We start from the raw sequence: 26224 nt of genomic DNA, 5'->3' as shown, positions 1-26224 counted from the left end.
CGCTATTGCAGCGGTTCCTTCAAGGCAGCCGGGACCGGCAGCGGCATCACTTCGATGCCTTCTTCAACCAAAGCTCGCGCGTCTTCCGGTGTCGTGACGCCGCGAATATTGCGTGCGGGCGCCTCGTTATAGTGAATGCGCCGCGCTTCCTCGGCGAAGCGGTCGCCCACGTTCTCGGTCTTTTCCAGTACCTCGCGCAATGCCCGCATGACACGCGCCTGCAACTCGGTGGGGGCCGCGGGCGCTTTCGTCTCTACCGCACCCGAGAGATTCAGGCGCGGAGCCGACGGCAAACGGCTCACCTCGTTCGCTCCGCAAATCGGACATTCGACCAGCTTGCGGGACTGCTGCGATTCGAAGTCATCAGCCGAAGCAAACCAGCCTTCGAACCGATGGCCGTGCGGACACTGTAAATCGAGGACCTTCATGTGGAGTTAGGGCTTGCGTGCCAGTTTAGCGCAAAACGAAAATATGTGAACGGTCGTTCGCAAAAAGTTGGAGGCAGCGTGCCAATGCCAAGGCGCTGCCAGAAACCAGAAGTGGTGAGCGATTTTAACGTTTCGCGCAAACCATTGCCGAATGCTGCGCAACGCTGCCGGATGTATTGAACGCTCACGCTACCAGGCATTCCAACCGACGATTGAGCCGCGGTTCGAGTTCCCGCACTTCTTTGGCAAGGTTGATCTGCTTTGCCGACTTCGCGACGTCGAAAACGTCTGGCTTGATGTCGTATCCACCGCGCGAGTTCAGCCAGTCCAGTACGTCCGACAGATGCCAGACCGACGCGCTTCCCTCATGCACCGGCGACGGAAATTCAACTGCATGGTTCAACATGAGCTTGCGCATGTTTTGCCGCGACACGCCGGCGATCTCCGCTACGTCAGTCAGGCCCACGAAATCCGGGCCGGCTTCGACTAGCCGCGCGGACGGCACGGCTTGCTTGACGTCGCCAAGCGCGCTGATGAGCGCCTCAAATGCGGACGCGGCTTCTCGAGAAAAGACGAGCGCGAGCCGCCCCGGTTGCCCGACGCCGATAGTGGCGTCGTCACACCCCGCCTCGCCCAGGCGGTCGACAATTGCGTCAAGATCGCAGTCTTGCGACGCAAGCTTGTACTTCAACGTGAATGTATATTCCATTTGCTACTCCTGCTCTATTCAGCCAAGACCTTCTCATTCAATGCCGATCTGAACGGTGCGCCGTGCAGTTGTCGACCACACGCCGCAAGTGCCGGGCGTGATTGACGGCATTCTTGGGTGTACTCCATATACTTGAGATGCAGAATTCTCCACAACGACACTCCGCGTCTTTGTAAGGGCAATACATCTTTCCCCACGCGTGGCCCTTGCCTCCGCCCTTTATGCGCCACCCACGCCGCTCTGCATATGCCAACGCGGCCTCGATCTCTTTCTTAGCGTGGACTCCACGAACCATCCTGCCCTCCAATTTAATACTGCCGGAACAGGTTGTCAAGTGACAACCTGTTCCGGGCCAGCCCCATGCGTCGGATATGCTTCGGCATCCCAACTAATCGAGCAATGGACCGGTTTGCCGGAGTTCCATACTACGATTACCGCGGCAATGACGCGAGACTGTCGGATGGCATAGGACAACAGCGCATTTGTTCAGAGACCATAGGAAATATGGAGCGAAGTCTTGTCGTGCCCGACAATGACAAAGCCCCTGCCAGTCAAGGACCGGCAGGGGCTTCTGCATATGGCACAAACGTCTTTTGCGCCGGCGGACGTCAGGAACTATTGGGCTTGGGCCATCGGCCACTCGCCCGACAACACCTTCTCCAGCCAGAACGTGCCGATAATCGTTTTCACGTCTGTGATCTTGCCGGTCCGCACCCACTCTGACACTTCGGGAAGCGTCGCAGTGAACATTTCGAGGAACTCGCCGTCGTCGAGATTGCGCTCGCCAGACGTGAGTCCCCGAGCGAGATAGATGTCGATGAATTCAGTCGAGTAGGAAATAATCGGGTGAATACGCGTGAGGTACACATACTCGCGCGCTGTGTAACCCGTCTCCTCGCGCAACTCGCGAATCGCGCAAGTGAGCGCGCCCTCGTTCGGATCCAGCTTGCCTGCCGGATATTCGACCATGACCTTGCCCATCGGATAACGATACTGGCTTTCCAGCAGCACGCGATGGTCGTCGAACAAGGGAATCACCATGACTGCGCCGGGATGCTGCACATACTCGCGAGTGGCATGCTTGCCGTCCGGCAGGCGAACGGTGTCACATTTAAGCGTCAGAAACGGCCCTTCATGGACCGTCTTACTGTCGACACAGGTCTCGGTAAGAACAGCGTCGTGATCAGGAAGTTCAGCCATATGCGGACCTCGGAACAGCTTGGTGCGCGACGGCGTGAGGCCGTCAGCGGCGTTTGACGAGATACTGGAAGGTGAAGCCGGGAAAGGCGAAGACAACGAAAAGCGCGAACGTGATGGCGTAGAACTGCCAACCCTGTTCGAAGCGATTGCCGGCACGCGCTTCAAGCAGAAAGCCGAGCGCGCCGACCACGAAGTACAGCACGATCAGCTCGGCAATGCGGATCCAGGCGCTTTTCTTCGCCGCCTTAAGCGGCACGGCGGCGAAGAGTCGCTGATTCAGGAACGGCACGTTGGCGCCGACCAGCGCCAACAGCACGATAAACCAGCCAGCTGCGGACATCAGAACGACAGCGTGTGCTGGATAGCCTGCAGGCAAGCCTTCAACAGCGGGTCCGGCACGATGCCGAGCACCAGCACAGCCACGCCATTCAGTGCGAGCAACGCGCGCGTGCCCGTGTCGGCAGTGATGGCCGACTTGTCTTGCGGCTCGTCAAAGTACATCAGCTTCACGATGCGCAGGTAGTAGAACGCGCCGAACAGCGACGTGATCACGGCCAGCACCGTCAGCCAGGTCAGGCCCGCGTTCATCGTGGCCTGCAGCACTGCGAGCTTCGCGTAGAAGCCGACTGCAGGCGGAATGCCGGCGAGCGAGAACATCATCACCATCATCACGAACGCGAACACCGGGCTGCGTTGATTCAGGCCCTTGAAGTCGTCGAGCGTGTCCGCTTCGAACTCGCGGCGCGCGAGCAGCATGATGACGCCGAAAGTACCCATCGTCGTGATCAGATAGACGATGCTGTAGTACATGGCCGAGCCGTACGCGCTGGCCGCGCCCGTCGTCTTGTGGTCGACCACGCCGGCCAGCAGGCCGAGCAGCACGAAGCCCATGTTCGAGATGGCCGAGTACGCGAGCATACGCTTGACGTTGCGCTGCACGATACCGGTGATGTTGCCGACGATCAGCGACAGCGCCGCCAAAATCACCAGCATTTGCTGCCATTCGACCGCGAGCGGCAGCAGACCCATCACCAGAAAGCGCAGACCCCATGCGAACGCCGCCACCTTCGGGCCGCCGCCGACCAGCAGCGTCATCGCCGTCGGCGCGCCTTGATAGACGTCAGGCACCCACATGTGGAACGGCACGGCACCCATCTTGAAGGCGACGCCCGCGACGATGAAGATCACGCCGAACAGCAGCACGCCCGGATCATAGTGGCTCTGACCGATTGCCTTGAAGACCTCGTTCAGCTCCAGCGAGCCAGTCGCGCCATACAGCATGGAAATGCCGTACAGCAGGAAGCCGGAAGCCAGCGCGCCGAGCACGTAGTACTTCATCGCAGCTTCGTTCGACGGTGCGGCCTCGCGGCGCAGCGCGATCACGCCGTACAGCGACAGCGACATCAGCTCCAGACCGAGGTACAGCGTCAGGAAGTTGTTGCCGGAGATCATGACAAGCTGACCGAGCAGCGAGAACATGCCCAGCAGGAAGAACTCGCCGCGGTACAGCCCGCGATCGTCGAGGTAGCGCCGCGAATAGATGATCGTGACGGTATAGCCGAGCGTCACCACCGCTTTCATCAGGCTCGCGAACGAGTCCACCACGTACATGCGGCTGAAGAAGTAGTGCACCGACGGGTCGAACGCATTGACCGCGAACCAGATGCCGGCGACGAGCGTCGACAGGACCGCGATCCAATACGTGGTACGGCGACCGGCCTGGCCGACGAACGTGTCGTTGAGCCACGCGACGACAACGGCGAGCATCAGCAGCGCGTCGGGCAACAGAGCAGTCATAGGGGCGTTTTGCATGGTCTTTAATTCCTCCGCTCTGCGTTACTGAGACAACGGCAGCTTCGATTGCGCAACGTGGGAGAGGAGGTTTTCCACGGATACGTGCATCACATCGGTAAAGGGCTTCGGATACAGGCCCATGAAGAGCGTCAGTGCGGCGAGCACTGCCAGCATGAAAAATTCGCGGCGGCCGATGTCGAGCAGACTCTTCACGTGGTCATTCGCGACCGCGCCGAAGTAGACGCGCTTGTACATCCACAGCGTGTAGGCCGCACCGAGAATCAGCGTCACGGCGGCACCGCCCGCAATCCAGAAGTTGTACTGGACGGCTGCGAGAATCACCATGAATTCGCCGACGAAACCCGAGGTACCCGGCAAGCCGCAATTCGCCATTGAAAACAGCATCACAAAGGCCGCGAATTTCGGCATGACGTTGACGACGCCGCCGTAGTCCGCGATCTGACGCGAGTGCATGCGGTCGTACAGCACGCCGATGCTAAGGAACATCGCGCCGGACACGAAGCCGTGCGAGATCATCTGCACGATCGCGCCTTCCACGCCGAGCTGATTGAAGATAAAGAAGCCGAGCGTGACGAAACCCATGTGCGCGATCGACGAATACGCGACCAGCTTCTTCATGTCGGCCTGCACCATCGCGACCAGACCGATGTAGATCACCGCGATCAGCGACAGCGTGATGACGACCGGCGCGAGGAAGTGGCTTGCGTCCGGCGCGATCGGCATCGAGAAACGCAGGAAGCCGTATGCGCCCAGTTTCAGCATGATCGCAGCCAGCACGACGGAGCCGCCCGTCGGCGCTTCCACGTGCGCATCAGGCAACCACGTGTGCACCGGCCACATCGGCACCTTCACGGCGAACGCCATGAAGAACGCTATGAATAGCAGGACCTGCGGCGTCATCGCGATCTGCGCATGCTGCCAGGTGGCGAGATCGAACGTGCCCGTTTCGATGTACAGATAGAGCAGCGCGACAAGCATCAGCAACGAGCCCATCAGCGTGTACAGGAAGAACTTGAACGCCGCGTAGACGCGGTTCGCCCCACCCCACACGCCGATGATGATGTACATCGGAATCAGCGTTGCTTCGAAGAACACGTAGAACAGCATCCCGTCGGCCGCGCTGAACACGCCGACCATGATGCCCGAGAGGATCAGGAACGAGGCGAGATACTGGCCCACGTTCTTCGTAATCACTTCCCATGCCGCGATCACGACGATCACGGTGATCAATGCGGTCAACACCACGAACCACATCGAGATGCCGTCGACACCGAGGTGATACGTAATGTTGAATCGTTCGATCCAGTTGGCCTTTTCGACGAACTGCAGATCGGCGGTGCTCGAATCAAACCCGGTGATCAGCGGGATCGTGACGACGAAGCTGACGATCGAGCCGATCAATGCGACCCAGCGCGCGGGCCCCGGGTTGCGGTCGGAACCGATGGCCAGAACCAGCAGGCCAAAAAGGATCGGTAACCAGATTGCAATACTGAGAATCGGATAAGCGTGCATTAGTGTCCCTCGCCTTATTTGCCGCCGAGCGTTACAAACAGGGTCAGGAGCCCCAACATGCCGATAATCATGGCGAACGCGTAGTGGTAGATGTAGCCGGATTGGAGGAAGCGGATCACGCCGGCGAACCAGCCGATAAAGCGTGCGCTGCCGTTGACGATACCGTCGATCACGACGACGTCGCCTTCCTTCCAGAGACCACGGCCAATTGCCACCGCGCCCCGCGCAAACACGACTTCGTTGATCTTGTCCATGTAGTACTTGTTGTCGAGCAGCGTGTAGATCGGCCCGAACGCGCGCTTGATGGTAGCCGGGAGTTCAGGACGAACCAGATACAGGAACCACGCAACGAGGACGCCTGCGAGCGCCAGCCAGACCGGCAGGCCCGCCACCGAGTGCAAGCCCATTGCCGCCCAGCCGTGGAACTCTTCCGCCATTTCGCGCAATGCCGGATGGTTTTCGCCGATGAAGATCACCTTCTCGAACGCCACGCCATGCTGGAAGAAGTCGCCGAACAGCATCGGACCGACCGCAATCGCACCGATCACGACAGACGGAATCGCCAGCAGCACCAGCGGTACCCAGACCACCCACGGCGTTTCATGCGGCTCGTGTGCGTGACCGTGGTCGTCGTGACCATGGCCGTGCGCGTCGTGGTTGTTGCCATGACCGTGTGCCGCGGCTTCGGCGCCCATTGGCGAATCCGGATGCTTCGGATGGCGGAAACGCTCTTCGCCGTGGAACACCATGAAATACATACGGAACGAATAGAGCGCGGTGACGAACACGCTTGCGACCACCGCGAAATATGCGAAGCCCGAGCCCGGCAGATGCGACAGCTTCACCGCGTCGATGATCGAATCTTTCGAGTAGAAGCCCGAGAAGAAAGGCGTGCCAATCAGGGCCAGCGAGCCGATCAGCGACGTGATCCACGTGATCGGCATGTATTTGCGCAGGCCGCCCATGTTGCGCATGTCCTGATCGTGGTGCATGCCGATGATCACGGAGCCAGCGCCGAGGAACAGCAGCGCCTTGAAGAACGCGTGCGTCATCAGGTGGAACACGCCAACCGGGTAAGCCGAGACGCCGAGCGCGACCGTCATGTAGCCGAGCTGCGACAGCGTGGAGTAAGCCACCACACGCTTGATGTCGTTCTGAACAATCCCGAGGAAACCCATGAACAGTGCGGTAATCGCACCGATCACCGTGACGAACGACAGTGCGCTATCCGACAGTTCGAACAGCGGCGACATACGCGTCACCATGAAAATGCCGGCTGTCACCATGGTTGCCGCGTGAATCAGCGCGGAAATCGGCGTGGGGCCTTCCATCGAATCCGGCAGCCACACGTGCAGCGGAAACTGTGCCGACTTACCCATTGCGCCGATGAAGAGGCAAATGCAGGCCACGGTCAACAGGCCCCAGTCCGTACCTGGAAAGCTCAATGCGGCGAGTTCCGTACGCTTCGCAAACACGTCGCCGTAGTTCATCGAACCGGCAAACGCAAACAGCAGGCCGATACCCAGCAGGAAGCCGAAGTCGCCGACGCGGTTCACGATGAACGCCTTCATGTTCGCGTAGATCGCCGATTCGCGCGTGAAGTAGAAACCGATCAGCAGGTACGACACCAGACCCACCGCTTCCCAGCCGAAGAACAGCTGCAGGAAGTTGTTGCTCATCACGAGCATCAGCATCGAAAACGTGAAGAGCGAGATGTACGAAAAGAAGCGCTGGTAGCCGTCGTCGTCGGCCATGTAGCCGATCGTGTAGATGTGCACCATCAGCGACACGAAGGTGACGACGCACATCATCATGGCCGTCAGCGAATCGACGAGGAAGCCGATCTCGAACTTCGTCTTGCCGATCATCATCCATTCGTAGACGGTGGCGTTGAAGCTCGCGCCGTCCAGCACCTGGAAGAACACCATCATCGACAGCACGAACGAGATGGCGACGCCGAGAATCGTGACCGAGTGCGCGCCCGCGCGCCCTACCGCCTTCCCGAACAGCCCCGCGATCAGGGAACCGGCCAGCGGTGCCAGCGGAATCGCCAGCAGCAGGTTTTCATTGAGTATCGTGGACATAACCGCTTTTCCTGAGATTAACCTTTGAGCTGATCGAGATCTTCGACATTGATCGTGTCGAGACTACGGAACAGGGTCACCAGAATTGCGAGGCCGATCGCCGCTTCAGCTGCCGCCACCGTCAGCACAAAAAACACGAAAATCTGGCCATGCACGTCGCCGAGGTAATGCGAGAAAGCGACGAAATTGGTGTTCACCGCGAGCAGCATCAATTCGATCGCCATCAGGATGATGATGACGTTGCGGCGGTTCAGGAAAATACCGACGACGCTGATCGCAAACAGAATCGCGCCGAGCACGAGGTAATGGGCGAGGGTCAACATGATTTCTATCTCCTGTCCGCTCAGCTGTTCTTGGCAGGTGCCGATTCGGCCGCTGCCGCCGCTGCGGCTTCTTCCGCCGCGACGGTCGCCGCGCTCTTTTCCGACGGCATCTTCACGACGCGCACGCGATCCTGCGCACGCACTTTGACCTGCTGGCTGATCCTCTGACGCTTGCTGTCCTTCTTGTGGCTCGTGGTCAGCGCGATAGCCGCGATGATCGCCACCAGCAGCACGAGGCCGGCAATTTCGAACGCGAAGATGTAGTCGGTGTAGATCACCTTGCCGATCAGGCGCGTGTTCGACCAGTCGCCCATGCCGTTGGCCGCGGCGGTCGTGTCGCGCACCACCGTGCTCGTCGCGCCGTAGCCGTGCCACAGGATCAGCGCGGTTTCGAGCACGATGATCGCGCCCACCAGCGTCGCCATGGGCACAAAGCGTTTGAAGTCCTTGCGCAGCACGTCGAGGTTGATGTCCAGCATCATCACCACGAACAGGAACAGCACCATCACCGCGCCCACATAGACCAGCACCAGCAGGATGGCGAGGAACTCGGCCTGCAGCAGCATCCAGATAGCCGCCGCGTTGAAGAACGCCAGCACGAGAAACAGTGCGGACGACACCGCGTTGCGCGAGGTGATCACCTTCACCCCTGAAACCACCAGGAGCAGCGCGAAGATGTAGAACAGTACGGTCGTGAATTCCATGATTACCGGTTCATCGTTAGGCCATCGTCAGGCATTTTCTTTGGCACGTGCATCTGGCAAGCGCGCTGGCAACAGCGCGATAACCGCCAGAACAGCCGCACAGGTGCGCCATGCCGCGGCATTCACGCCGCGGCGCTCGGCCCGACAACAGGCCGTGTTACTGCTGCATTTACTTGATGCGTGACTGCCGCATCTATCGCTTCACTTGAACGCTTTAACGATACGGTGCGTCGGCAGCCTTGTTTGCGGCGATCTCCGCTTCGTAGCGATCGCCCACGGCCAGCAGCATTTCCTTCGTGAAGTACAGATCGCCGCGTTTTTCGCCGTGATATTCGAGAATATGCGTCTCGACGATCGAATCGACTGGGCAGCTCTCTTCGCAAAAACCGCAGAAGATGCACTTCGTCAGGTCGATGTCGTAACGCGTGGTGCGGCGCGTGTTGTCTTCGCGCGTTTCCGATTCGATCGTGATGGCGAGCGCCGGACACACCGCTTCGCACAGCTTGCACGCGATGCAGCGCTCTTCGCCGTTTTCATAGCGGCGCAGTGCATGCAGGCCGCGAAAGCGCGGCGAGATCGGCGTCTTCTCTTCCGGGAACTGCACGGTCACCTTGCGCTGGAACGTATAACGTCCGGTCAGCGCGAGGCCCTTGACGAGCTCCGTCAGAAAGAAGGTCTTGAAAAAATTTTGGATTGCGGTCATGAGTTCATCCGCCCTTTATTTCCAGATATTCAACGGCGACATGATCCAGAAGCCGACCACCACCAGCCACACCACGCACACCGGAATAAAAATCTTCCAGCCAAGACGCATGATCTGGTCATAGCGGTAGCGCGGGAATGTGGCGCGCGCCCAGATGAATACCGACAGCAGCAGGAAAACCTTGAGGACGAGCCAGAAGATTCCAGGGATAAACGACAGGAAGCCGAACGGTGCGCTCCAGCCGCCGAGGAACAGCGTCGACGCCAGTGCCGAGATCACGATCATGTTGATGTACTCGGCGAGGAAGAACAGCGCGAACGCCATACCCGAGTAATCGATCATGTGACCCGCGACGATTTCCGATTCACCTTCCACCACGTCGAACGGGTGACGGTTCGTTTCGGCGATGCCCGAGATGAAGTACACGACGAACATCGGCAAGAGCGGCAGCCAGTTCCACGACAGGAAGTTCAGGCCGTGCGCCGCGAAAAAGCCGCGTTCCTGCGAACCGACGATATCCGACAGATTCAGCGTGCCGGCCGTCATCAGCACGACGACCAGTGCGAAGCCCATCGAAATTTCGTACGAGACCATCTGCGCCGCGGCGCGCATTGCGCCAAGGAACGCGTACTTCGAGTTCGATGCCCAGCCGGCCAGGATCACGCCGTACACGCCGATCGACGAAATCGCGATCGCGTACAGCAGACCCGCATTGATGTCGCCCAGCACCGCCCCCGCCTGGAACGGAATCACCGCCCAGACTGCGAAAGCCGGCACCACCACCATGATCGGCGCGATCATGTAAATCCAGCGGCTTGCCTGGGTCGGCTGAATGACTTCTTTGAGCAACAGCTTCAGCACGTCGGCGATTGGCTGCAGAAGACCTGCGGGGCCGACGCGGTTCGGGCCGAGACGCACGTGCATCCAGCCGATCAGCTTACGCTCCCATAGAATCAGGTAAGCCACGCACAGCAGGATCACGACGGCTACCACCAGGATGCGCACCAGCGCCCACACCGTGGGCCATGCCACACCGAGAAGCTGGGTGCCGCCCGAGTTGATCGTATCGAACAAGCTCATTTACGCCTTCTCCACCACCAGTTCACCGAACAGGCTGCCCAGCGCTGCACCGGCAGGCGTAGCCGCCGACACGCGGACGACTGTCTCCGCAAGATTCGCGTCGCGCACGGCCGGCAACTGCACCGATTGCTCGCCCTGGCGCACGCGAACCGCGTCGCCTTCCTTCAAACCCAATTTGTCGAACAGCGCCGCCGGCAGGCCGACTTTGTTCGCGGCGCGCGCCGCTGCCGTCAGATGCAGCGATTCAGCGCGACGGACCAGCGCGTCGGCATGATAAATCGGCACGTCGGCGATGCGTTCGAACTTGCCTTCCGCTGCCTTTGCCGACTTGCCGCGAGCAACCGCCACGCCCGTGCGGTTCGACAGACGCTCTTGCAGTTCGCCGCCGCCGAGCGCGGCCTGGCGAACTTCTTCTGCCGTGTCGTATTCGAAACCAGGCGCGCCCAACAGGCTGCCCAGCACGCGCAACACTTTCCAGGCGGGACGCGTGTCGCCGAGCGGACGCACGACACCGTTAAACGACTGCACCGTGCCTTCTGCATTGATGAAGGTACCGGCAGTTTCAGTGAACGGCGCGATCGGCAACAGAACGTCGGCGTATTCGGCGCCGGTCTGGAACGGCGACATCACCACGACCATTTCAGCCTGCTTCAGCGCCGCCAAAGCCTGCGCCGGATTTGCCGTATCGAACTCCGGCTCGAAGTTCAGCAGCAGATAGCCCTTGCGCGGTTGCTCGAACACTTCGCGCGCGTTCAAGCCGCCCTCGCCCGGCAATGCGTTGACGAGATGCGCGCCGACCGAATTCGCCGCTTCCGTCAGGAAGCCGAGCGTCGCGCCGGTTGCGTCGGCGATCCATTGAGCCGCCGCATGAATGACCGCGAAGTCGGGATGACGCACGGCGCCATTGCCGAGCAGCACAAGGCGGCGTTCGCCGGTAGCGAGCGACTTCGCAACTTGCTTGTCGGCTTCCGTGGCTTGCGCGCCGGAGAAAGCTTCCGGCAGTGCCGCGCCGTTCGCTTGCGAGACCGCCGATGCGATGCCGCCGAGCGCCTCGAGCCATGCCGACGGCGCCGCAGCGATACGCTGCGCCTGCGGGATCAGCGCGTCGTCGCCGGTGGCTTGCACCAGCGTGAGCTTCGCGCCGCCCTTTGCAGCCTGGCGCAGCCGCGCGGCGAAGAGCGGGTGATCGCGGCGCAGGTCCGAACCGATCACGAGCGCCGAATCGATATTCGACAGATCGGCAATCGTGGTGCCGAGCCACGGCGTGCCGCTGACCGGAGCCGAGAAATCCGACTGGCGCAGACGGAAGTCGACGTTAGGCGTGCCGACTGCCTGCGCCAGTTGCTTCAGCAGGAACAGTTCTTCGACGGTGCTGTGGGCACTGCCGAGCGCCGCCAGCGCGTTCGCGCCGTGGTCGCCCTTAATGCCCCTCAGGCCCTTGACCACGTAGTCGAGCGCGGTCTGCCAGTCGGTTTCGACCCACTTGCCGCCCTGCTTCAGCATGGGCTGCGTAAGACGCTCGGGGCTGTTCAGACCTTCGTACGAGAAGCGGTCCTTGTCCGAAATCCAGCACTCGTTGATTGCTTCGTTTTCGAACGGCAGAACCCGCATCACGCGATTGTTCTTCACTTGCACCACCAGGTTGGCGCCGACGGAATCGTGCGGGCTCACCGACTTGCGGCGCGACAGTTCCCAGGTACGCGCGCTGTAGCGGAACGGCTTGCTGGTCAGCGCACCGACCGGGCACAGGTCGATCATGTTGCCGGACAGTTCGGAGTCGACCGTTTTGCCGACGAACGACGTGATTTCCGAATGCTCGCCGCGGCCGAGCATGCCCAGCTCCATCACGCCGGCCACTTCCTGGCCGAAGCGCACGCAGCGCGTGCAGTGGATGCAGCGCGACATTTCTTCCATCGAGATCAGCGGGCCGACGTTCTTGTGGAACACCACACGCTTTTCTTCGCTGTAGCGCGACGACGACTTGCCATAGCCAACCGCCAGATCCTGCAGTTGACACTCGCCGCCCTGATCGCAGATTGGGCAATCCAGCGGGTGGTTGATCAGCAGGAATTCCATCACGGCTTGCTGACCCTTCACTGCCTTTTCCGACTTCGTGCGCACGACCATGCCGGCCGAGACAGGCGTCGCGCATGCGGGCACGGCCTTCGGCATCTTTTCGACATCGACGAGACACATCCGGCAGTTGGCCGCAATCGACAGCTTCTTGTGATAGCAGAAGTGAGGAATGTACGTGTCGACCTTATGCGCAGCCTGGATCACCATGCTGCCTTCGGGCACTTCTACTTTCTTGCCGTCTATTTCAAGTTCAACCATGATGGTCAATCTTCCTTAACCTGTTACCGCTCAATCGTTCGCCCCGTTCATTGCCGGTCAGGCAATGAGCCCCGTGGTTGACGTGTTCTGGTGCGTGCCTGTCAGGCATGCCGCCTGTGCGGGCGCTTGCCCGGGCACCTGTGGGCGCGCGCCGGGCAATTGCGAACTCGCTCAGGCAGCCACAGTTTCGACTGCCGCCGCAGCGCCGGCATGTCCGCCGACGAGGCAATGCTTGTGAGCGACGTGATATTCGAATTCGTCCCAGTAATGCTTGAGCATGCCCCGAACCGGCATGGCCGCTGCATCGCCGAGCGCGCAGATCGTGCGGCCCATGATGTTTTCCGCGACCGAGTTCAGCAGATCCAGATCTTCCTGACGGCCAAGGCCATGCTCGATACGATGCACGACGCGATACAGCCAGCCTGTACCCTCACGGCAAGGCGTGCATTGACCACACGACTCTTCGTAGTAGAAGTACGACAGACGCAGCAGCGAGCGCACCATGCAGCGCGTCTCGTCCATGACGATGACCGCGCCCGAGCCAAGCATCGAGCCCGCCTTCGCGATCGAGTCGTAGTCGAGGTCGGTCTGCATCATGATGTCGCCCGGAATCACCGGCGCAGACGACCCGCCAGGAATGACCGCCTTGATCTTTCTGCCGCCGCGCATGCCGCCCGCCAGGTCCATCAGCGTTGCGAACGGCGTGCCGAGCGGAACTTCGTAATTGCCCGGACGTTCGACGTCGCCCGAAACCGAAAAAATCTTCGTGCCGCCGTTGTTCGGCTTGCCGATTTCCAGATAATTCTGCGGCCCGATTGCGAGCAGGAACGGCACTGCGGCAAACGTCTCGGTATTGTTGATCGTGGTCGGCTTGCCGTACACGCCGAAGCTCGCCGGGAACGGCGGCTTGAAGCGCGGCTGGCCTTTCTTGCCTTCCAGCGACTCGAGCAGCGCGGTTTCTTCGCCGCAGATGTAGGCGCCGTAGCCGTGATGCGCATGCAGCTCGAACGAGAAGCCGGAACCCATGATGTTCTCGCCGAGGAACCCGGCGCGGCGTGCTTCGTCCAACGCTTCTTCAAAGCGTTTGTAGACTTCCCAGATTTCGCCGTGAATGTAGTTGTAGCCGACCGTAATGCCCATCGCGTACGCGCCGATCGCCATGCCTTCGATCAACGAATGCGGATTGAAGCGCAGAATGTCGCGGTCTTTGAATGTGCCCGGTTCGCCTTCGTCCGAGTTGCAGACCAGGTACTTCTGGCCCGGAAACTGACGCGGCATGAAGCTCCACTTCAGGCCGGTCGGAAAGCCTGCACCGCCACGGCCGCGCAGACCCGACGCCTTGACGTCGGCGATCACCTGCTCGGGCGGAATCTTTTCTTCCAGAATACGGCGCAGCTGGGCGTAACCGCCGCGCGCCACATAGTCTTCGAGATGCCAGTTGTCGCCGTTCAGGCCAGCGAGAATCAGCGGTTTGATGTGACGATCGTGTAAAGACGTCATTTCGAAAGTTCCTCGAGCAGCTGGTCGATCTTCTCGCGGCTCATGAAGCTGCACATGCGATGGTTGTTCACCAGCATCACCGGCGCGTCGCCGCACGAACCCATGCATTCGCCTTCTTTCAAGGTGAATTTGCCGTCGGCCGTGGTTTCGCCGAAGTCGATGCCGAGCTTCTGCTTCAGATATTCAGCGGCGCTCTCCGAGCCGCCGTCCGGGCCGAGCTGGCACGGCAGGTTCGTGCAGAGCGTGATCTTGTACTTGCCGACCGGCGACGTCTCGTACATCGTGTAGAAGGTTGCCACCTCCTGCACGGCGACTGCCGGCATGCCGAGATAGTCCGCGACGAACTGCATGAGTTCGGGCGACAGCCAGCCATGCTCTTCCTGAGCAGTGGCCAGCGCCGACATTACGGCGGACTGTTTCTGATCGGCGGGATACTTCGCGATCGCACGATCGATTTCTTTCAGGCCTTCAGCTGAGATCATTTTCAGACACGACTCTTTCAATTCCTACCGAACGAAAACCTGTCGCTCACTTCGTGCTGCGACAGACCCGGCGTTCCTTTGCTTGACGCGCGCCTCGGTACGACTTTGAGACGCGCGCCGATGATTACGTCCTAGCGATCCACTTCGCCGAACACGATGTCCTGCGTGCCGATGATCGTCACAGCGTCGGCGATCATGTGACCGCGCGCCATTTCGTCGAGCGCGGACAGGTGCGCGTAGCCAGGCGCACGAATCTTGAGGCGATACGGCTTGTTCGCGCCGTCCGAAATCAGGTAGATACCGAACTCGCCCTTCGGATGTTCGACGGCGGCGTAAGCCTCGCCTTCCGGCACATGGAAGCCTTCCGTGAACAGCTTGAAGTGGTGAATCAGCTCTTCCATGTTCGACTTCATCCCGACGCGCGACGGCGGCGCAACCTTGTGATTGTCGATCATCACGGGGCCCGGATTCTTGCGCAGCCACTCAATGCACTGTTTCACGATTCGCGTGGACTGACGCATTTCTTCGACACGAACCAGATAGCGGTCGTAGCAGTCGCCGTTCACGCCGACCGGAATGTCGAAATCGAGCTTTTCGTACACTTCGTACGGCTGCTTCTTACGCAAATCCCATTCGATGCCCGAGCCGCGCAGCATGGCGCCGGACATGCCCAGTTGCAGCGCGCGCTCAGGGCTGACCACGCCGATGCCGACCAGACGCTGTTTCCAGATCCGGTTGTCGGTGAGCAATGTCTCGTATTCGTCGACGTACGTGGGGAAACGCGTGAAGAAGTCGTCGATGAAATCGAGCAGCGAACCCTGCCGGTTCTCGTTCATCTTCGACAATGCCTTCGCATTGCGAATCTTCGACGCCTTGTATTGCGGCATTGCGTCAGGCAGATCGCGATAAACGCCGCCCGGACGGTAGTACGCCGCATGCATGCGTGCGCCGGACACCGCTTCGTACACGTCCATCAGATCTTCACGCTCGCGGAACGCGTACAGGAACACGGCCATTGCGCCGACGTCGAGCGCGTGCGCGCCGATCCACATCAGGTGGTTCAGCACGCGCGTGATTTCGTCGAACATCACGCGGATGTATTGGGCGCGCACCGGCACGTCGATGCCGAGCAGCTTTTCGATCGCCATCACATAGCCGTGCTCGTTGACCATCATCGACACATAGTCGAGACGGTCCATGTACGGCACCGACTGGATAAACGTCTTGGTTTCGGCGAGCTTTTCAGTCGCGCGATGCAGCAGGCCGATGTGCGGATCGGCGCGCTGGATGACTTCACCGTCGAGCTCCAGCACGAGACGCAGCACGCCGTGTGCTGCCGGGTGCTGAGGACCGAAGTTGAGCGTGTAGTTCTTGATCTCTGCCATGGCGTTCTCTTAGTGTTTCAGACCGCCATAGCGATCTTCGCGGATCACGCGCGGCGTGATTTCCCGCGGCTCGATCGTCACAGGCTGATAGACGACGCGCTTTTCTTCCGGGTCGTAACGCATTTCGACGTAGCCAGAGACGGGGAAATCTTTACGGAACGGGTGACCAATGAAACCGTAGTCGGTCAGAATGCGGCGCAGGTCCGGGTGACCTTCGAAGACGATGCCGTACAGGTCGAATGCTTCGCGCTCGTACCAGTTCGCAGAATTCCAGATGTCGACCACGGACGGCAGGATGGGCATGTCGTCGTCCGGAGCGAACACGCGAACACGCAAACGCCAGTTGTTCTGCACGGACAACAGATGCAGCACGGCGGCGAAACGGGGACCGTCGTAAGCGCCGTCGGCATAAGTTTGATAGTCGACGCCGCACAGATCCATCATCTGCTCGAAACCGAACGAGCGGTCGTCGCGCAGACGCGTTGCCACGTCGAGGTAGTCGCTCGCTTTCACGACGATCGTCAACTCACCGATTGCCTCGGTAGTGCTCAGCAGGCGGCCGCCAAAGGCCGCCTCGAGGTTCGCTTTCAGGGTCTCGAGTTTGCTTGCCATATTGTGGGGAGAGGCGTTGCCTTATTGACGGGCGATTGTGTTGGTGCGGCGAATCTTGGCCTGCAACTGGATCACGCCGTAGACCAGCGCTTCCGCTGTGGGCGGGCAACCCGGCACATAGACGTCGACCGGCACAATGCGGTCGCAACCACGCACTACCGAATACGAGTAGTGGTAATAGCCGCCGCCGTTCGCGCACGAACCCATGGAAATCACCCAACGCGGCTCGGCCATCTGGTCGTATACCTTGCGCAGAGCCGGCGCCATTTTGTTGCACAGCGTGCCGGCGACGATCATCACGTCCGACTGACGCGGGCTCGGACGGAACACCACGCCAAAACGGTCGAGGTCATAACGGGCCGCGCCCGCATGCATCATCTCGACCGCGCAGCACGCCAGACCGAACGTCATCGGCCACAGCGAACCGGTGCGCGTCCAGTTGATCAGTTTGTCAGCGGTCGTGGTGACAAACCCTTCCTTCAAGACCCCTTCGATACTCATTTGCTTTCCACTCCAGACGGGGCGGCAAGCCTTGGCCACCCACGCAAACCGGCGATTAAACCATCATTCCCAGTCGAGGCCGCCCTTCTTCCAGATATAGGCGAAGCCCAGCAGGAATTCGAGCAGGAAAATCATCATCGCCATGAAGCCAGTCCAGCCGATGTCGCGCAGGGCAACACCCCACGGAAACAGGAACGCGGTTTCAAGATCGAAAATGATGAAGAGAATGGCGACGAGGTAATAGCGCACGTCGAACTTCATGCGCGCATCTTCGAATGCTTCGAAGCCGCACTCGTACGGTGCGTTTTTCTCGGTATCGGGCTTGTTGGGACCGAGGATCTTGCCGATACTGACCAGTGCTACGCCTAAACCAGTGCCCACAACGAGGAACAACAAGACGGGGAAATAGGCTGCGAGGTTCAAGACTATCCTCAATCGGTTGGTTCTGAGTGCCGTCAGGAGCATAGCACCCCTGACGCGAAATCACTTCCGGGACGTACACGCCGCAGACCAACGCAAACGGCGCGCCAGAAGTGAAAATGCCAGCCGAAGCGAAGCAAGCGGCTGGCATTTAGATAACATTTGGTGCCGACGGCGAGACTCGAACTCGCACAGCTTTCGCCACTACCCCCTCAAGATAGCGTGTCTACCAATTTCACCACGTCGGCACTGTATGCAATCCGGGAAAACAACTTATAAAACCCGCGAATCGCTTCAAGACTTAGATTGTAACTGCTTTAAACAGTTTGTTCAACGCACAAAAGCACTTTCCACGAAAATTTATTTCGGCACGTCCGTAGCGGGCACGGATGCAGCCGACGCCGCCAGCGCGGCAGAACCAGCAGCCGTTACCGAGGCGGCGGGAGCAGCCGAAGCAGCGACCGGCGCAGTAACCGCAGCACCGAGCACGCCGGCAGAAGGCTTCGCCCGATAAGCACCGAGGTACGTAAGCGCCAGGGTGGTGACGAAAAATACTGCGGCGAGCACGGCCGTTGTGCGCGACAGGAAGTTCGCCGAGCCGGTCGCGCCGAACAGGCTGCCCGACGCGCCGCTGCCGAACGCAGCGCCCATATCGGCGCCTTTGCCGTGCTGCAGCAGGACGAGGCCGATGACCCCGAGTGCCGACAACAGCTGAACGACGATAATCAAAGTTTTCAAATACAGCATCACACTCACCTGAGTCTTTATTTAGCCGAGCCTCGCGGACCGCGAGGCTCGGGATGGGTCATCCTCGACGAGGCGCCCTGCTCAACCGGCGGCTGTCGCTTCAGCCGCCGCCTTACAGATCGCCAGAAAATCCTGGTCCTTCAACGACGCGCCGCCGATCAGACCACCGTCGATATCCTGCTGACAGAACAATTCTTTCGCGTTGTCCGGCTTCACACTGCCGCCGTACAGCAGCGGTACATCCGCAACTTCAGCGCCTTTCGCCGCCAGACGCGCGCGCAGGAATGCGTGGACCGCCTGCGCCTGCTCCGAGCTCGCGCTCTTGCCCGTGCCGATTGCCCAAACGGGCTCATAGGCGACAACGATACGCGCCGCTTCTTGCACCGACAGTTTCGCCACCACCTCGTCTAGCTGCGCGCCAACCACCTGCTCGGTCGCGCCGCCTTCCCGCTCTTCGAGCGTTTCACCGACGCAGACGATCGGCGTCAGGCCTGCCTCGAGCGCACGCTGCGTCTTGACCGCGACGAGTTCGGCGCTTTCGCGATGATAGGCGCGGCGCTCCGAATGCCCGACGATGGCAAACGTGGCGCCGAAATCCGTCACCATTTGCGCAGCGACTTCGCCGGTATAGGCGCCGTGCGTGAACGCCGAGACGTCCTGCACACCCCACGCCACCCGGCTGCCTTCGAGCAGCGAATGCGCTTGCGCGAGATAAACGCTCGGCACGCATACACCCACGCGCACCGCGGCCGGCAGTTCGCCCGCGCCTTTCGCCACGGCCTGCAGCAGCCCCGCGTTGTCGGCAAGGCGCCCGTGCATCTTCCAGTTTCCAACTACCAGTTTGGCTCGTTGTGTCGACATTGTCTCGTCTTGTCGTTTCTGTTGACGGCGGGCCTTGGGCGTTGTGGCGCGTGTTTCGTTGCGCTTACAGTCCGCCTTTCGGATTCATACGGCGCGCGCAAAACGCGCAATTTTACTGCGTGGGGGAGATCGGGTCAAACGAACACGTACGCGCCGACCCGCACCCGGACGGCTTACATCAAGCCTCCTGACCCCACGTCAGCACGATCTTGCCGACGTGCGTGCTGCTCTCCATCAACGTGTGCGCCTCGGCGGCCTCGGCAGCGGGAAACACGCGATGCACCACCGGCTTGATCCGCCCGGCTTCCAGATGCGGCCACACCTGCTCCTTGAGCTGCGCGGCGATTTTCGCCTTGAATTCCACCGGCCGCGGACGCAAGGTCGAACCGGTCAGCGTCAAGCGGCGGCGCAGCACCTCGTTCAGATTCAGTTCCGCCTTCGCGCCGCCCAACAGCGCGATCAGCACGATGCGCCCGCCGTCCGCCAGCGCCGTCAGCTCGCGGGACACGTAACTGCCCGCCACCATGTCGAGGACCACGTCGACGCCACGGTCGTTGGTCAGCGACTTGATCACCTCGACGAAATCTTCGGTCTTGTAGTTGATCGCCCGCTCGGCCCCCAGTGCTTCGCACGCGCGGCATTTCTCGTCCGAGCCCGCGGTCGCGAACACGCGAAAGCCCAGCGCATGCGCGATCTGGATCGCGGTCACGCCGATGCCGCTCGAACCGCCCTGCACCAGCAGCGTTTCGTTCGCGCCACCCTCGCCCTTGCCGAGCTGCGCGCGGTCGAACACGTTGCTCCACACGGTGAAGAATGTCTCCGGCAGCGAGGCCGCCTCGACATCCGACAAACCGTTCGGCACGGGCAGGCACTGCAAAAGCGGCGCCACGGCATATTCGGCGTAGCCGCCGCCCGCCAGCAATGCACACACGCGGTCGCCGATTTTCAGCCCGAACGGATTGTTCTTCCCGTCGATGTCGCCGCCGACGATCTCTCCGGCCACTTCCAGCCCCGGCAGGTCGGATGCGCCCGGAGGCGGCGCATAGGCGCCCTTGCGCTGAAACACGTCGGGACGATTGATGCCAAAAGCCGTCACCTTGATCAGCACCTCGCCCGCCTTCGGTTGCGGCGTAGGCCGCTCGGCGAGCTTGAGCACTTCCGGCGCTCCGAATTCCGTGATTTCAATCGCTTTCATCTGCGTCAGCTCCAAGATTGGATTGCGTTGCATACCGGGTTGGTCCGCGCTTTCGTCGACGCTTATGTGGACCTGATTCGCATTGTCGCTGGATCGCGGCAATCACGTGCGGGTCGTCCGATTTTCGCCAAACCGCCCGATGCAGGCAGAGTACCGCTTGCGGGCGCCGGCATCCATCTGCAACGCAATCCAGCCTGTGGCCACCAAGAAAAACGGCCGGCGCGCATTCGCGCTGCCGGCCGTCATGCTGCTAACGCTTTACTGCTGCGTCGGCTCGCCTTGCGGTGCGCTCGGCGCGCCGTCGTTCAGCAACGCCTTCGCCGACAAACGCACGCGGCCCTTCTCGTCCGTCTGGATGACCTTGACCTTCACCTGCTGGCCGTCCTTCAGGTAGTCGTTGATGTCCTTGATGCGCTCGTTGGCGATTTCGGAGATGTGCAGAAGACCATCTTTGCCTGGCAGAATGTTCACGATCGCGCCGAAATCGAGCAGCTTGAGCACCGTACCTTCGTACACCTGGCCCACTTCGACTTCCAGCGTGATGTTCTCGATACGCTTCTTCGCCTCGGCCATACCTTCGCTGCTGGTGCTAGCGATGGTGACTACGCCGTCGTCGGAAATATCGATCGTCGTACCGGTTTCTTCCGTCAGCGCACGAATTACCGAACCGCCCTTGCCGATCACGTCGCGGATCTTTTCCGGATTGATCTTGATGGTGATCATGCGCGGTGCGAATTCCGACAACTGCGTGTTCGCGCCCGACACAGCCGAAGTCATCTTGCCGAGGATGTGCATGCGGCCTTCCTTCGCTTGCGCGAGGGCAACCTGCATGATTTCCTTCGTGATGCCCTGGATCTTGATGTCCATCTGCAGCGCGGTCACGCCTTGCTCGGTGCCCGCCACCTTGAAGTCCATGTCGCCGAGGTGGTCTTCGTCGCCGAGGATGTCGGTCAGCACGGCAAACTTGTTGCCTTCCAGAATCAGGCCCATCGCGATGCCGGCGACGTGCGCCTTCATCGGCACGCCGGCGTCCATCAGCGCGAGGCAGCCGCCGCACACCGAAGCCATCGACGAAGAACCGTTCGATTCCGTAATTTCCGACACGACGCGGATCGAGTAGCCGAATTCGTCGGCGCTCGGCAGGCATGCCGCCAGCGCGCGCTTGGCCAGACGGCCATGACCGATTTCACGGCGCTTCGGCGAACCGACGCGGCCCGTTTCGCCGGTCGCGAACGGCGGCATGTTGTAGTGAAGCATGAAGCGCTCGCGGTACTCGCCTTCGAGCGCGTCGATGTTCTGCTCGTCGCCCTTCGTGCCGAGCGTGGCCACCACCAGCGCCTGCGTTTCGCCGCGCGTGAAGAGCGCCGAGCCGTGGGTACGCGGCAGCACGCCGGTGCGGATTTCGATCGGGCGCACCGTGCGGGTGTCGCGGCCGTCGATACGCGGCTCGCCATTCAGGATCTGCGTACGAACGATCTTCGCTTCGATGTCGAACAGCACATTGCCGACGGTTGCCTTGTCGGCGGCCACCGTGCCGCTTGCCGCGGCTTCTTCTTCCAGCTTTGCGGAAACCGCTGCGTAGACTTCCTTCAGCTTGGTCGAACGGGCCTGCTTGTCGCGGATCTGGTAGGCAGCAAGCATTTCAGCTTGCGCCAGCTCCGTCACGCGCGCGATCAGCGGCTCGTTCTTCGCGGCCGGCTGCCAATCCCATTCCGGCTTGCCGCCTTCGCGGACCAGATCGTGAATTGCGTCGATCGCGACTTGCATCTGCTCGTGGCCGAACACAACGGCGCCGAGCATCACTTCTTCGCTCAGTTGCTGCGCTTCCGATTCCACCATCAGCACCGCGCGCTCCGTACCGGCGACCACGAGGTCGAGGGCCGAGTCCTTCATTTGCGGACGCGTCGGGTTCAGCACGTATTCGTTGTTGATGTAAGCCACGCGCGCTGCGCCGACCGGCCCATTGAACGGCAGGCCGGACACGGCGAGCGCCGCCGACGCGCCGATCAGCGCGGGAATGTCAGCAGGAATATCCGGGTTCAGCGACAGAACGTGGATGACGACCTGCACTTCGTTGTAGAAGCCTTCCGGGAAGAGCGGACGCAACGGGCGGTCGATCAGGCGCGAGATCAGCGTTTCGCCTTCCGACGGACGGCCTTCGCGGCGGAAGAAGCCGCCCGGAATCTTGCCGGCGGCGTAGGTCTTCTCGAGATAGTCGACGGTCAGCGGAAAGAAGTCCTGGCCCGGCTTGGCAGTCTTCGCGCCGACCACGGTTGCGAGAACCACGGTGTCTTCGACGTCGACGATCACCGCGCCGCTCGCCTGGCGAGCGATTTCACCGGTTTCCAGGCGAACGTTGTGTTGTCCCCACTTAAATTCTTTGACGACCTTGCTGAACATAGTCATTGCTTTTCCTCATCGTAATGCCGCGCGGAACAGAAGCGGCGCGGCAACGCCAGGACCGGCGCCGCATGGGAAGAGTAGTGTTATGCCATTCCAGAGAGCCACGTGCTGCGTCGCTGACATGCGAACGCCAGTTGAGCGCGCGAACCGCTGGAATGACACAAAGCTCCGCCCTGAAGCCCGGCCATGTTTCTATTTGTGCTTGTTCTACTACTGCTTTTTGCTTCCTGAACCTGCTCTTTACTGCTTTGACTGCTTTTACCGCCTCGCGCTCCGCCGCACGAACCGACACGCCGCTGCGAAGCGGCGGTGCGCCTCACACGAAGCACACCGCGCAAAAACAAAATGCCTGCATCAGCGGAACTGACACAGGCATCTTGCTGAACGACTGGCCGCTTACCGGCCGCTTACTTACGCAGGCCCAGCTTCTCGATCAGTGCGCGGTAACGATCCGCGTCCTTACCCTTCAGGTAGTCGAGCAGCTTGCGGCGGCGGCTCACCATGCGCAGCAGACCGCGGCGGCTGTGGTGATCTTTCGCGTGTGCCTTGAAGTGAACGGTGAGTTCGTTGATGCGGGTCGTGAGCAGCGCGACCTGAACTTCGGGGGAGCCGGTGTCGTTGGCTGCGCGTGCGAATTGCGCGACGACTTCGGACTTCTTGCTTGTGTCAACTGCGGACATGTCGATTTCCTTGAGAACTGGACAGGCGGTCACGGAAGAAAGGCCGTGCCGTGAATTACCCATGCGAACTGGCGCTGCAAACCGCCTTTTCAGACAGCTTGCGGACCGCCTGCACCGCAACGGGACGCGTATTGTAGCACAGCACGAACCCGCCGCGAACCCGCCGAGTAAGGCCCGATCGTGGCCGCAGACGGCAACGCAAGACACCGCGGGCACCGCGCCGCACAGCGCCCCAGCCTGCGCCGCTGGACGTTCAGGGCCGCTTCATCCTGCACACGGTCGGCGGCACGGTGCGCTCCGCCGGCAGCGCCAGCACCGTGCGAAAGCCGAAGCCCGAGCCTTCGTTGTCGAAACGCACGTCGCGCGTGCCGGCCTTGTCCATTTCCATCACGTAAAGGGGCTGAATCAGTTGATGATCCTCCGCCCGCATCCACGACGCGTGAAAGCCGTTGTCGAAGCGGATGCCTTCCAGCGCCCGCGCGACCGCCGTCGGGTCGGCGCTCTTCGCGCGGTTCATCGCCGCGGCCAGGGTTTCGATCATCAAAGGCATGCGCAATACCGGGTAGTCGTCCTGCGCGGCCGGGAAACGCGCGCGGAACGCCTCGTACCAGGCGTCCGAGGCCGGGCCGCCCGCGTTCGGATGCCAGTCGGCCACCGCGACCACGCGCCCGACGCCCGCCTCGCCGAGCGCGGCCGGCGCGCCCAGGCTGTTGCCGTAGAACGTATAGAACCTGGTGTCGAGACCCTGCTCGCGCGCCGCCTTTACGAGCAGCGTCAGGTCGTTGCCCCAGTTTCCGGTGATTACGGCATCCGCGCCGCTTGCGCGCAGTTTGGCGATGTACGGCGCGAAGTCCTTGACGCGGCCGATCGGATGGAACTCGTCGCCGACCACGGCGATGTCCGGGCGTTTCGCCCGCAGCGCGGAACGCGCGAGGCTGCTGACGTCATGCCCGAAGCTGTAGTCCTGATTCAGCAGGTACACCTTCTTCAGCGTCTTGTCGCGCTGGATCACGTCAGCGAGTGCGTCCATGCGCATGCCGGCGTGCGCGTCGAAGCGAAAATGCCAGAAGCTGCAGTTGGCGTTGGTCAGTGCGGGGTCGTCGGCGGAATAATTGAGGAACAGCTCGCGATTGCCTGGCTCGCGGGCGTTCTGCTTGTCGATTGCGCCGATCAGCGCGGCGGCGACCGCCGAGCTGTTGCCCTGCAGGATATAGCCGATGCGACGATCGGCCGCCGCGCGCAGTTGCGTGAGCGCCTCTTCGGTGCCGCCCTTGCTGTCCAGCACGACAAGCTCGAGCGGATGCGCACCGTCGGCGAGCCGCACGCCGCCACGCGCGTTGACCTGCTCGACGCCAAAGCGCAGATTGCGCTCCACCGCCGCGCCCGCGTTCGCGAACGGGCCGGACATGCCCTCGATCAGCGCAAGCTGGATCGGCGCGCCGGCCGGCTTGGGCAGCGCCGGCGTCGTGGCCCCCGTGGCCGCCATGTCGGCCGCGACGGCCCAGTTCGCGGCCGCCACCGAGATTGCCGCCAATACCACCGCCGTCTTCCTGTGCCACATCGCCATCGTCCGTGCCCGTCTGATTCGTCAAAGCGCGGATCATAGGGCGTCGGCAACGCAATAGGCAAGCCGCTCGCGCCGCTATCTTGCAGCCGGCCGATGTGCAGGCGAGCAAATCATTTTGCGGCGGCGCATGTCAAAATGATCCATGTTGACGATAAAAACCGCTATTTGAAAAAGTCACTGGAGGAATTCATGCTCAACCGCCTGCTTGCCCGCCGTCACCGCAAGGCGGCCTCTTCGGGGGCGCCGGCCGCCCGGCGCGCGCACCGCGCGGCACTCGTCTGTCTCGCCGCGCTGACGCTAGCCGGCTGCGCGCAGCCCTGGCAGCAGTATCAGCAGGGCGCGGACGCGTCGACGATCGTTGCACGCCTCGGCCCGCCGCGCGAAACCTACGATCTGCCGAACGGCGGCAAGCGGCTGATGTGGCCCACCCAGCCGATGGGAGAAACCACCACCGCGGCCGACATCGATGCGTCGGGCAAGATCGTGAATGTGCGCCAGGTCTTGCAGCCCAACGAGTTCTATCGCGCCGAGGTCGGCAAGTGGACCAGGGGCGAGGTGCTGGTGAATTTCGGCCGCCCGGTGGAGACCTCGTATTTCCCGTTGATGAAGCGCGAAGTCTGGACCTATCGCTATCTCGAAGACAACTACTGGTACATGATGTTCAGCTTCTATTTCGACGACCAGGGCGTGCTGCGTCTCACGCAAAAAACGCCCGACCCGCTGCACGATCCCGATCGCCGGAACCTGTTCTAGGCCGCGCGTGATTCGATATGCATGCATCTCCAAAAGCCGCTCCCGAAGCGGCTTTTTTTTATTTATTTTGCATGGCGACGAATTTTATTTCACACACAAGCGGTTAATTTTTTGATAGAAAGGCTTTTGTAAGCATTGATCCGGTGCTGGCCGAGCCCTTCAAAATGAAGCGCGGCCACACGGCACGGCCGTGATTCCTGCACCGGACGATGCGCCCCTTTATGGA

26 protein-coding genes and 1 tRNA gene are annotated in these 26224 nt (G+C 61.2%); 1 reads left to right on the top strand and 26 read right to left on the bottom strand.

What is annotated here, in order from left to right:
• Nucleotides 1-2 precede the first annotated feature (2 nt).
• The 26 genes from A3AC_RS0126445 to A3AC_RS0126320 form a co-directional block, all read right to left on the bottom strand.
• Nucleotides 3-428, bottom strand: coding sequence for a DUF1178 family protein (locus tag A3AC_RS0126445; RefSeq protein WP_025602437.1), 426 nt, complete (start codon nucleotides 426-428; stop codon nucleotides 3-5).
• A gap of 184 nt (nucleotides 429-612) precedes the next feature.
• Nucleotides 613-1137, bottom strand: a complete 525-nt coding sequence (locus tag A3AC_RS0126440; protein ID WP_025602436.1) for a helix-turn-helix transcriptional regulator — start codon at nucleotides 1135-1137, stop codon at nucleotides 613-615.
• Nucleotides 1138-1174: 37 nt separating this feature from the next.
• Nucleotides 1175-1432, bottom strand: a complete 258-nt coding sequence (locus tag A3AC_RS31125) for a hypothetical protein (RefSeq protein ID WP_084515585.1) — start codon at nucleotides 1430-1432, stop codon at nucleotides 1175-1177.
• Between the two features lie 320 nt (nucleotides 1433-1752).
• Nucleotides 1753-2337: an NUDIX domain-containing protein gene (locus A3AC_RS0126435; RefSeq protein WP_025602435.1), complete on the bottom strand. Its 585-nt coding sequence runs from the start codon at nucleotides 2335-2337 to the stop codon at nucleotides 1753-1755.
• A gap of 43 nt (nucleotides 2338-2380) precedes the next feature.
• Nucleotides 2381-2677 carry a DUF2818 family protein gene (locus tag A3AC_RS0126430; protein WP_025602434.1) on the bottom strand — a complete coding sequence of 99 codons (297 nt, stop codon included), beginning with the start codon at nucleotides 2675-2677 and terminating at the stop codon, nucleotides 2381-2383.
• Nucleotides 2677-4149: an NADH-quinone oxidoreductase subunit NuoN gene (gene nuoN / locus A3AC_RS0126425; RefSeq protein WP_025602433.1), complete on the bottom strand. Its 1473-nt coding sequence runs from the start codon at nucleotides 4147-4149 to the stop codon at nucleotides 2677-2679. Before nuoN ends, A3AC_RS0126430 begins: the two co-directional genes overlap by 1 nt.
• Before the next feature lie 24 nt (nucleotides 4150-4173).
• Nucleotides 4174-5664: an NADH-quinone oxidoreductase subunit M gene (locus tag A3AC_RS0126420; protein ID WP_025602432.1), complete on the bottom strand. Its 1491-nt coding sequence runs from the start codon at nucleotides 5662-5664 to the stop codon at nucleotides 4174-4176.
• 14 nt (nucleotides 5665-5678) lie between these two features.
• The gene (gene nuoL / locus A3AC_RS0126415; protein ID WP_025602431.1) at nucleotides 5679-7748 is read right to left on the bottom strand and encodes an NADH-quinone oxidoreductase subunit L; all 2070 of its coding nucleotides are present in this window, start codon (nucleotides 7746-7748) and stop codon (nucleotides 5679-5681) included.
• A gap of 17 nt (nucleotides 7749-7765) precedes the next feature.
• A complete protein-coding gene (gene nuoK, locus A3AC_RS0126410) occupies nucleotides 7766-8071 on the bottom strand; it encodes an NADH-quinone oxidoreductase subunit NuoK (protein WP_013339863.1) in 306 nt (101 codons plus the stop codon).
• A gap of 20 nt (nucleotides 8072-8091) precedes the next feature.
• Nucleotides 8092-8775, bottom strand: a complete 684-nt coding sequence (locus tag A3AC_RS0126405; RefSeq protein WP_025602430.1) for an NADH-quinone oxidoreductase subunit J — start codon at nucleotides 8773-8775, stop codon at nucleotides 8092-8094.
• A 214-nt stretch (nucleotides 8776-8989) separates the two neighbouring features.
• Nucleotides 8990-9478 (bottom strand): NADH-quinone oxidoreductase subunit NuoI, encoded by a 489-nt coding sequence (gene nuoI / locus A3AC_RS0126400; RefSeq protein WP_013339865.1) that lies wholly within the window; start codon nucleotides 9476-9478, stop codon nucleotides 8990-8992.
• A 15-nt stretch (nucleotides 9479-9493) separates the two neighbouring features.
• Complete coding sequence (nuoH, locus tag A3AC_RS0126395) at nucleotides 9494-10558, bottom strand: NADH-quinone oxidoreductase subunit NuoH (RefSeq protein WP_013339866.1); 1065 nt, start codon at nucleotides 10556-10558, stop codon at nucleotides 9494-9496.
• The gene (gene nuoG, locus A3AC_RS0126390) at nucleotides 10559-12892 is read right to left on the bottom strand and encodes an NADH-quinone oxidoreductase subunit NuoG (RefSeq protein WP_025602429.1); all 2334 of its coding nucleotides are present in this window, start codon (nucleotides 12890-12892) and stop codon (nucleotides 10559-10561) included.
• Between the two features lie 171 nt (nucleotides 12893-13063).
• Nucleotides 13064-14392 carry an NADH-quinone oxidoreductase subunit NuoF gene (gene nuoF / locus A3AC_RS0126385; protein WP_025602428.1) on the bottom strand — a complete coding sequence of 443 codons (1329 nt, stop codon included), beginning with the start codon at nucleotides 14390-14392 and terminating at the stop codon, nucleotides 13064-13066.
• Complete coding sequence (nuoE, locus tag A3AC_RS0126380; protein WP_013339869.1) at nucleotides 14389-14874, bottom strand: NADH-quinone oxidoreductase subunit NuoE; 486 nt, start codon at nucleotides 14872-14874, stop codon at nucleotides 14389-14391. Before nuoE ends, nuoF begins: the two co-directional genes overlap by 4 nt.
• A gap of 131 nt (nucleotides 14875-15005) precedes the next feature.
• Nucleotides 15006-16259, bottom strand: coding sequence for an NADH-quinone oxidoreductase subunit D (locus A3AC_RS0126375; protein WP_025602427.1), 1254 nt, complete (start codon nucleotides 16257-16259; stop codon nucleotides 15006-15008).
• A gap of 9 nt (nucleotides 16260-16268) precedes the next feature.
• Nucleotides 16269-16871: an NADH-quinone oxidoreductase subunit C gene (locus A3AC_RS0126370; RefSeq protein ID WP_025602426.1), complete on the bottom strand. Its 603-nt coding sequence runs from the start codon at nucleotides 16869-16871 to the stop codon at nucleotides 16269-16271.
• A gap of 21 nt (nucleotides 16872-16892) precedes the next feature.
• Nucleotides 16893-17372, bottom strand: a complete 480-nt coding sequence (locus tag A3AC_RS0126365) for a NuoB/complex I 20 kDa subunit family protein (RefSeq protein WP_006052903.1) — start codon at nucleotides 17370-17372, stop codon at nucleotides 16893-16895.
• Between the two features lie 63 nt (nucleotides 17373-17435).
• Nucleotides 17436-17795, bottom strand: a complete 360-nt coding sequence (locus tag A3AC_RS0126360) for an NADH-quinone oxidoreductase subunit A (RefSeq protein WP_025602425.1) — start codon at nucleotides 17793-17795, stop codon at nucleotides 17436-17438.
• 160 nt (nucleotides 17796-17955) lie between these two features.
• Nucleotides 17956-18040, bottom strand: a tRNA-Leu gene (locus A3AC_RS0126355).
• A 112-nt stretch (nucleotides 18041-18152) separates the two neighbouring features.
• Nucleotides 18153-18539 carry a preprotein translocase subunit SecG gene (gene secG, locus A3AC_RS0126350; protein WP_025602424.1) on the bottom strand — a complete coding sequence of 129 codons (387 nt, stop codon included), beginning with the start codon at nucleotides 18537-18539 and terminating at the stop codon, nucleotides 18153-18155.
• An 81-nt stretch (nucleotides 18540-18620) separates the two neighbouring features.
• Nucleotides 18621-19400 (bottom strand): triose-phosphate isomerase, encoded by a 780-nt coding sequence (tpiA, locus tag A3AC_RS0126345; RefSeq protein WP_025602423.1) that lies wholly within the window; start codon nucleotides 19398-19400, stop codon nucleotides 18621-18623.
• 178 nt (nucleotides 19401-19578) lie between these two features.
• Nucleotides 19579-20595: an NAD(P)H-quinone oxidoreductase gene (locus A3AC_RS0126340; RefSeq protein ID WP_025602422.1), complete on the bottom strand. Its 1017-nt coding sequence runs from the start codon at nucleotides 20593-20595 to the stop codon at nucleotides 19579-19581.
• A gap of 258 nt (nucleotides 20596-20853) precedes the next feature.
• Nucleotides 20854-23001 carry a polyribonucleotide nucleotidyltransferase gene (gene pnp, locus A3AC_RS0126330; protein ID WP_025602421.1) on the bottom strand — a complete coding sequence of 716 codons (2148 nt, stop codon included), beginning with the start codon at nucleotides 22999-23001 and terminating at the stop codon, nucleotides 20854-20856.
• Nucleotides 23002-23405: 404 nt separating this feature from the next.
• Nucleotides 23406-23678, bottom strand: a complete 273-nt coding sequence (gene rpsO / locus A3AC_RS0126325; protein ID WP_006048211.1) for a 30S ribosomal protein S15 — start codon at nucleotides 23676-23678, stop codon at nucleotides 23406-23408.
• 253 nt (nucleotides 23679-23931) lie between these two features.
• A complete protein-coding gene (locus A3AC_RS0126320) occupies nucleotides 23932-25245 on the bottom strand; it encodes a branched-chain amino acid ABC transporter substrate-binding protein (RefSeq protein WP_025602420.1) in 1314 nt (437 codons plus the stop codon).
• Between the two features lie 189 nt (nucleotides 25246-25434).
• Between A3AC_RS0126320 and A3AC_RS0126315 the strand changes: the two genes are divergently transcribed.
• Entirely contained in the window at nucleotides 25435-25998 is a 564-nt protein-coding gene (locus tag A3AC_RS0126315) for a hypothetical protein (protein ID WP_035475926.1), read from the top strand.
• The last annotated feature ends 226 nt before the right edge of the window (nucleotides 25999-26224 follow it).

The organism is Burkholderia sp. WSM2230 (genome assembly GCF_000472445.1).
Taxonomy (GTDB): domain Bacteria; phylum Pseudomonadota; class Gammaproteobacteria; order Burkholderiales; family Burkholderiaceae; genus Paraburkholderia.
The sequence above is the reverse complement of the archived record's forward strand: the minus strand, read 5'-3'. Positions and strand labels throughout refer to the sequence as shown.

What these genes read in the sequence shown, in the direction of transcription:
- nuoF (WP_025602428.1), bottom strand. Translation starts at nt 14,392, where the DNA reads ATGACGTCTTTACACGATCGTCACATCAAACCGCTGATTCTCGCTGGC.
- A3AC_RS0126375 (WP_025602427.1), bottom strand. Translation starts at nt 16,259, where the DNA reads ATGGCAGAGATCAAGAACTACACGCTCAACTTCGGTCCTCAGCACCCG.
- A3AC_RS0126370 (WP_025602426.1), bottom strand. Translation starts at nt 16,871, where the DNA reads ATGGCAAGCAAACTCGAGACCCTGAAAGCGAACCTCGAGGCGGCCTTT.
- A3AC_RS0126340 (WP_025602422.1), bottom strand. Translation starts at nt 20,595, where the DNA reads ATGAAAGCGATTGAAATCACGGAATTCGGAGCGCCGGAAGTGCTCAAG.
- nuoK (WP_013339863.1), bottom strand. Translation starts at nt 8,071, where the DNA reads ATGTTGACCCTCGCCCATTACCTCGTGCTCGGCGCGATTCTGTTTGCG.
- A3AC_RS0126445 (WP_025602437.1), bottom strand. Translation starts at nt 428, where the DNA reads ATGAAGGTCCTCGATTTACAGTGTCCGCACGGCCATCGGTTCGAAGGC.
- secG (WP_025602424.1), bottom strand. Translation starts at nt 18,539, where the DNA reads ATGCTGTATTTGAAAACTTTGATTATCGTCGTTCAGCTGTTGTCGGCA.
- A3AC_RS0126315 (WP_035475926.1), top strand. Translation starts at nt 25,435, where the DNA reads ATGCTCAACCGCCTGCTTGCCCGCCGTCACCGCAAGGCGGCCTCTTCG.
- pnp (WP_025602421.1), bottom strand. Translation starts at nt 23,001, where the DNA reads ATGACTATGTTCAGCAAGGTCGTCAAAGAATTTAAGTGGGGACAACAC.
- A3AC_RS0126440 (WP_025602436.1), bottom strand. Translation starts at nt 1,137, where the DNA reads ATGGAATATACATTCACGTTGAAGTACAAGCTTGCGTCGCAAGACTGC.
- nuoH (WP_013339866.1), bottom strand. Translation starts at nt 10,558, where the DNA reads ATGAGCTTGTTCGATACGATCAACTCGGGCGGCACCCAGCTTCTCGGT.
- tpiA (WP_025602423.1), bottom strand. Translation starts at nt 19,400, where the DNA reads ATGTCGACACAACGAGCCAAACTGGTAGTTGGAAACTGGAAGATGCAC.
- nuoE (WP_013339869.1), bottom strand. Translation starts at nt 14,874, where the DNA reads ATGATCTCAGCTGAAGGCCTGAAAGAAATCGATCGTGCGATCGCGAAG.
- rpsO (WP_006048211.1), bottom strand. Translation starts at nt 23,678, where the DNA reads ATGTCCGCAGTTGACACAAGCAAGAAGTCCGAAGTCGTCGCGCAATTC.
- A3AC_RS0126405 (WP_025602430.1), bottom strand. Translation starts at nt 8,775, where the DNA reads ATGGAATTCACGACCGTACTGTTCTACATCTTCGCGCTGCTCCTGGTG.
- A3AC_RS0126435 (WP_025602435.1), bottom strand. Translation starts at nt 2,337, where the DNA reads ATGGCTGAACTTCCTGATCACGACGCTGTTCTTACCGAGACCTGTGTC.
- nuoL (WP_025602431.1), bottom strand. Translation starts at nt 7,748, where the DNA reads ATGTCCACGATACTCAATGAAAACCTGCTGCTGGCGATTCCGCTGGCA.
- A3AC_RS0126365 (WP_006052903.1), bottom strand. Translation starts at nt 17,372, where the DNA reads ATGAGTATCGAAGGGGTCTTGAAGGAAGGGTTTGTCACCACGACCGCT.
- A3AC_RS31125 (WP_084515585.1), bottom strand. Translation starts at nt 1,432, where the DNA reads ATGGTTCGTGGAGTCCACGCTAAGAAAGAGATCGAGGCCGCGTTGGCA.
- nuoN (WP_025602433.1), bottom strand. Translation starts at nt 4,149, where the DNA reads ATGCAAAACGCCCCTATGACTGCTCTGTTGCCCGACGCGCTGCTGATG.
- nuoI (WP_013339865.1), bottom strand. Translation starts at nt 9,478, where the DNA reads ATGACCGCAATCCAAAATTTTTTCAAGACCTTCTTTCTGACGGAGCTC.
- A3AC_RS0126420 (WP_025602432.1), bottom strand. Translation starts at nt 5,664, where the DNA reads ATGCACGCTTATCCGATTCTCAGTATTGCAATCTGGTTACCGATCCTT.
- nuoG (WP_025602429.1), bottom strand. Translation starts at nt 12,892, where the DNA reads ATGGTTGAACTTGAAATAGACGGCAAGAAAGTAGAAGTGCCCGAAGGC.
- A3AC_RS0126430 (WP_025602434.1), bottom strand. Translation starts at nt 2,677, where the DNA reads ATGTCCGCAGCTGGCTGGTTTATCGTGCTGTTGGCGCTGGTCGGCGCC.
- A3AC_RS0126320 (WP_025602420.1), bottom strand. Translation starts at nt 25,245, where the DNA reads ATGGCGATGTGGCACAGGAAGACGGCGGTGGTATTGGCGGCAATCTCG.